This is a genomic window from Okeania sp. (assembly GCF_983059655.1).
This window is the reverse complement of record NZ_CEZPJD010000597.1, coordinates 1-5,038: the sequence shown is the minus strand read 5'-3', so window position 1 is coordinate 5,038 and position 5,038 is coordinate 1. Positions and strand designations below refer to the sequence as shown.

The following is a 5,038-nucleotide window of genomic DNA, read 5'->3' as shown; positions in this document are numbered from 1 at the left end:
AGGGGAGGCTTTAAACCATAATTATTTAATTATTAATTATTAATTATTCGGTAAATAATGTGATTTAACTTAATGTTAAATAACTTTTTTTCGTTTATATTAGTAGATTGTGTTGTTTAAATCTATCTTTTGGATAATCCCAACCAGGTTATTGATCTCGAAATTCAGAGCCATTGTTAGCTGTGGTTATAGCACAGCTCCGCCATGCCCACTACCAAGGTGGGGTCATCTTTCCAGTTTTTTTGATTAATTCTCGATCGGTATCGGTATCGGTTCCACACTCCCTAAAGAGCGATCGCCTGCAAAATCAACAACCCTAAATCTTTATATAAACCTTTATTTTGCTGAGGACAACGATGGTGAGTTAAACAGCGGGGACAACCATATTCACAATCACAATTTTTGGCTAATTCTGTTGCCTTTTGTGCAAACTTCAACAGTTGATTAAAAATTGCTTCACTCGCTCCATTTCCACCATCACAACTATCAAAAAAATAGCTGACAGTTTCTCCTCCTTGTCGCTGAACAAAGCATTCTATATCTTGACTTGAACTTAACACTACTAAAGGAATAGCAGCTCTAATTTGATGTCCCATACTATGTAATGCAATAAAATCTGGATGACAGCTCCATAAATCTTTGAAATTATCTGGAATTATTCCTTTATTTGTATCCTTAATTTTTTCCTTAATTGGTGTAATATTTTCCCGTATAGCTTGACTAAAGGCATCATTTATTTCAACTTTAACAACTGGAGCCTGATATTGAGTTTGATAGGGAGGATCAAAGCTACCTTCATCTACAACTTTAGTAATTTCAACTCCTTTTTCAAATTTAGTAGCAAACAACTCATATCCTGTCACTGAAAAAGTAATTTCTCCCCAGATTAAACTTAATCTCAATCTAGCGTGTGGAATATTTGTTTGAATTATTTGGGGTTTTGCTAATTGCTGAATTTCTTGAATAATTAACTCATTTTTTGGTTTGCTTTCTAAATTAGAGTTTTTTCCCAAAGGTTTTAAAATTGCTTTTTTTCTATCTAAGTCGATTTTCTCTGAACGATAAAAAATCAATTCACTATCATAATTTTGAGCTAAATAAATTGCCCCTGGAAAAACCTCCTGATGGGCAAGACTCATTTGCATTTTTTCAAAATTTTCCCCAGTATTAATATTGATTAATTCCACATCATTTTGAGCATGACCGCGAAGATTAACATTCCGGTGAGGATAACCATATCCCCAGAGTTGATTAGAGTTATTAATATATATTTTTTCCTGTTTTAATAAGCTATCGGCAATTACTCCAGCTACTTCTCCAAAACGTTTTGTTATTTCATTTAAAGGTACGCCACTTTCGACGCAACTACATTCTAAATGTTTACCCAAAATAGTCGGATAATTGGGATTAAAAGCAGCACTTTCTACCTCACCATTTAATAATAAATCGGGTTTATTTCCATAAAAGTTATCCAAAGGGTTTTGAGCTACTGGTAAAAACATCACTAACCCTGGATTTCTCCTGCCTACCCGACCAATTCTTTGTTTCCAAGACATTAAGCTACCTGGATAACCACGCACCAAACAACAATCAAGTCCAGGTAAATCAATTCCTGCTTCTAACGCGGAAGTAGAAAGGATAATTTTTACTATCCCAACTTCTAATTTTTGGATGATATCCTGTCGCCTATCAAACGGCAAAGAACCGTAAAAAATTGCTACCTTGTCTGCCAAATAACTCTCTCCATTTTTATCAGCTATTCGCTTAATTATGCCGAGGAGTTTTTTAACGGCACTCCGAGAATTACAAAATACTATTCCACTCAAATCGTGACGTAACCAAGATAGAATTATTTGACAAGCATCGGGGTTAGCAGTTTCGCTAGGTTCCAGAAATAAAATTGTTCTACCAGCACTATCAGCACCACTTTTTGATATTAGATGAAGTCTTTCTGATTGATGGGAGCGATCGCTAAATCTCATTGCCATTTCTGCGGGGTTGCCAATAGTAGCTGAACTAAAGATAAATTGTAATTTTTCTGAACTTCCTCCTACTCGATCTACTACTATTTTTAATCTGCGCATTAGGTTAGCAAAATGAGCGCCAAAAGCTCCTCTATAAGTATGAGATTCATCAATAACTACATAGCGGAGTTGTTGAAAAAATTTGCGCCATCCTTCTCCATCTTTGTTTCTAATTTTATATAGTTGATAGTGTAATAAATCTGGGCTTACTCCTAATATATTGGGTGGGTTAGGAATAAATAATTCTTTCCTTTGTTTTGAGGATGTATCACCTGTAATTAATCCGATTTTTACAGGATTTTTAGGGAAATATGAGACTATTTTTTCCAGTTTTTGCATCTGGTCTAATGCTAATGCTTTGAGAGGAAAAATATATAATGCTGTGGTCTGAGGTTGTTGCAAACATGATTCTAAAATGGCAAGGTTATAACAAAGAGTTTTGCCCGAAGCTGTGGGGGTAAAAATACAAATATCTAATCCTTTCCGTAGAGCAGTTAATGATTCAATTTGATGTTCATAGAGTTCTGTAATATTTTGTAGAGTGAGAGAATTTTGTAGAGTAATTGGTAAATCTTCTGGCAAAGGATAAAGTTTTCCTGGAGTTGGTGGAGTATTGTCTATCCGTACTAATTTATCTTTAAATTCTTGGGCTATTGTTTGAAAAACTGGTCGAGGAATAGCTACTATTTCTGCTGAAGTAATTTTGGATTTTTCTGGCTGTTTTAAATTTTGATTATCAGAATTGATATTATCTCTAGGATTAATTTTTTTCTGATGAATTGCTATTTGCCAATCAGGAAAATGTACTGGGGTGGGATTTTCTATAAAATCTACGATTAAACGTTTACCTAATACTGATGTAATTTGACCTATTCCATATTCGGGAGAATATATTTTCGCACCAATTTTTAACCATTCTGGAGGTAATGGTAATTGATTTTCTGCGGCTCGAAGAATAGCAGCATAGTCTGTCGGTTTATCTGTCATACTAAATCTGTTTTAAAAGAGAGATTTATTGTGAAGGTAAGGCAGAAGGGTTAGAAGGATTCGGATAAATTAGCTTTTCATAAGCAGATTTGGTATCATATTAGCTAGAATTACGTTCATCAAATGTAACCCACTATCTATCAAAGATGCAGTGGGTGAATGCGATCGCTATTATCAGGAAAGGCAGAAGGGATGAGGCATTTATACTTTCTTCAATAATAATTTTTAATTCTGTTAGTTTTCTGACTCTCATCTACAAATATTTATGTATATATTCATGGTAAAATCATTTTGTGCCAGACCTCCTAAAAATCATCATCTAAAGTTTCAATTAATAAACTCATTTTTTCTTGACCTTGAGTGAGAAAATCTTCACATTTTTGTAAATCTGCCACAGCAAGAGAAAATTTTTCAAATACTTCCTCTAATTTTAACTCCCCTGATTCAATTTCAGCAATAATTTCTTCAATATTAATAACAGTTTCCTCATAATCAAATTCCATTTATTCACTCCATATTCTCAGATTCAAAAATATCCATTATTTTAACTTTTACCTTACCACTATTTAGCTGAATTATCAACTCTTGGCCAGTTGTCAAATCTGCCGTTGAATTTACTAACTTACCATTATTTTGTTGCACCACTGCGTAACCTCTAGATAAAACTGCTTTGGGGTCAAGTGCTGCTAACTTTTGCCTTAACATCTGACATTTAACAGTTGCTTTGTCTAAAGTTCTGGAAGTTTTAGGAATATTTTTTAGACGATTTTTCAGAGAGTTTAAATTTGCATTTTCTTCATTAAATCTAGTCCTCAAAGCATCAATAATTCTTTCAACTCTTTGACAATGTTCTATATAAAGTTGATTTTTATCTGGCACAACTTTTTCTGCTGCTGCAGTGGGAGTATGAGCAAAATAATCTGCCACTAAATCTGCTAAAGTTTCATCTCTTTGATGACCGATACCTGTAATAATTGGAATTCCACAATCAGCAATAACTCGAACAACTCTTTCATCATTAAAACAGGATAAATCTTCTACTGCTCCACCACCTCTAGCTAAAATTATTACTTCCGCACGTCCGTCTAATTCTACTTTTTTTATGGCTTCAACTATGGCAGGAGGAGCAAATTCTCCTTGTACAAAAGTTGGCGATAATAATATTTTTACCAGAGGATAACGTTGTTTAATTGTCCGTTGAATATCCCCCCAGGCAGCAGCAGTATCTGAGGTAACTACAGCAATTATTTGAGGAAACTTAGGAAGCGATCGCTTATTTTCTAGATCGAATAAACCTTCTTTTTCCAAACGGGAACGAAGTTGTAAATAACGGAGATTTTGTATTCCTTCCCCGGCAAGAGATACAGTATTAACTATTAATTTATAATCCCCTCTAGGAGGATAAAGACTGATTCTACCTGTGACAATTATTTGTTCTCCTTTTTTAGGTTGATGATGAATATTTTTGAGAGTATTTCTCCAAATAGCACAGGGAATAGAGGCAGAATTATCTGGTTCAGAAAGTGTGAAATATAAGTTTCCTGAATTTAGCTTGGCGCTAGAGACTTCTCCGATAACTGATATTTGTTGAAGTTGGTAGTCTTCTTCTAAAATGTCTTTGATATAAAAAGTGATTCCGGCAACTGATAGAGGTGATTCTTCTATGAATTGTTCGGGAATATTTGCAGTCATTGATAATAGTTGGTTTGGGTTGGTTATTGTGGGTAAAGTTTACAATAGATGGAAGCTAAAAGTCAAAAAATTAAGTAGGGTATGTAACGGCATTCTTAGTTGTATATTTCAAAATTTAGATTTCTGTAGTCGTCACGCACCGATATATTTAAGTTCCTATAATTTTGAGTAGTTTTTGTGGTGGGATAAATAAAATTATTTTACTCAAACGTTATAGTTTTGTATGAGCGATCGCTCTGAGAATGAAATTATTATTGGTTTAGCTTTTGGAATTATAATATAGTAGTTCTTAATAATGCGAGATTTGATATGGATACTCAGGAATTTTTGGGGCT

3 protein-coding genes are annotated in these 5,038 nt (G+C 34.0%); all 3 read right to left on the bottom strand.

Annotated elements, in window-relative coordinates:
* Positions 1-284: 284 nt before the first annotated feature.
* Positions 285-3,011: a DEAD/DEAH box helicase gene (locus AC3DU7_RS24890; protein ID WP_488041980.1), complete on the bottom strand. Its 2,727-nt coding sequence runs from the start codon at positions 3,009-3,011 to the stop codon at positions 285-287.
* Between the two features lie 305 nt (positions 3,012-3,316).
* Positions 3,317-3,514: an exodeoxyribonuclease VII small subunit gene (gene xseB / locus AC3DU7_RS24885; RefSeq protein WP_488041979.1), complete on the bottom strand. Its 198-nt coding sequence runs from the start codon at positions 3,512-3,514 to the stop codon at positions 3,317-3,319.
* Positions 3,515-3,518: 4 nt separating this feature from the next.
* On the bottom strand, positions 3,519-4,703 hold the full coding sequence (gene xseA / locus AC3DU7_RS24880) for an exodeoxyribonuclease VII large subunit (protein ID WP_488041978.1): 1,185 nt from the start codon (positions 4,701-4,703) through the stop codon (positions 3,519-3,521).
* Positions 4,704-5,038: the final 335 nt, after the last annotated feature.

Coding starts and splice junctions, on each gene's coding strand:
- AC3DU7_RS24890 (WP_488041980.1), bottom strand. CDS start 3,011: ATGACAGATAAACCGACAGACTATGCTGCTATTCTTCGAGCCGCAGAA.
- xseB (WP_488041979.1), bottom strand. CDS start 3,514: ATGGAATTTGATTATGAGGAAACTGTTATTAATATTGAAGAAATTATT.
- xseA (WP_488041978.1), bottom strand. CDS start 4,703: ATGACTGCAAATATTCCCGAACAATTCATAGAAGAATCACCTCTATCA.